Source organism: Nocardia colli (assembly GCF_008704205.1).
GTDB classification, from domain to species: Bacteria; Actinomycetota; Actinomycetes; order Mycobacteriales; family Mycobacteriaceae; genus Nocardia; species Nocardia colli.
Genome location: NZ_VXLC01000043.1, coordinates 49,552 through 50,107 on the forward strand (window position 1 = coordinate 49,552; position 556 = coordinate 50,107).

Consider the following 556-nt stretch of genomic DNA (forward strand, 5'->3'; position numbering starts at 1 on the left):
CCGCTGTGCCGCTACGCCTGCGCGGCGTCCTGCGGGTGCTGGCGGTGCATCACTCGATCCAGCCAGCCGCTGATCTGTTGCGTCTGTGCGGGTGTCGGCCGTCCGCCCGCCCAGCGACGGGCTGCTTCGATCAACGTCTCCGGCAGCGTGGGGGTGATCCGTTGATTCGTCATAGGTCCATGATGCACTGGGGCGCAGCGAAGTACGAGTAGGGGGCGGGGCGCGGCGGTCAGCAGGGGGGATGTGGACCGGCGCGCCCCGCGCATACAGGTGGATTTGGGCGGTTGTCCGGAACCTCAGGGACTTTCGTTGGACATGGCCTCGATGAGTGACTTGGGTCGCATATCGAGCCAATGCGTTTCGACGTAGTGCAGACAGGCTTTACGCGCCGCGGCGCCGTAGGCGATGGTCCAGCCACCCGGTACGGCCGCGAAGATCGGCCAGAGCGAATGCTCGCCTTCGTCGTTGATCAGGACGTAGAACTGTGCGCCGTCATCGTCGAAAGGGTTGTTCATCGGGGTTTTCCTTCTTCCTGGTTGGGTCAGGTATGAGGGGC

General features: G+C 64.6%; 2 protein-coding genes. Both read right to left on the reverse strand.

Features of this window, described 5'->3' with window-relative positions:
- Positions 1–11: 11 nt before the first annotated feature.
- Positions 12–173, reverse strand: coding sequence for a hypothetical protein (locus tag F3087_RS46355; RefSeq protein ID WP_191094439.1), 162 nt, complete (start codon positions 171–173; stop codon positions 12–14).
- 123 nt (positions 174–296) lie between these two features.
- On the reverse strand, positions 297–515 hold the full coding sequence (locus tag F3087_RS43560) for an MbtH family protein (RefSeq protein WP_150408068.1): 219 nt from the start codon (positions 513–515) through the stop codon (positions 297–299).
- Positions 516–556: the final 41 nt, after the last annotated feature.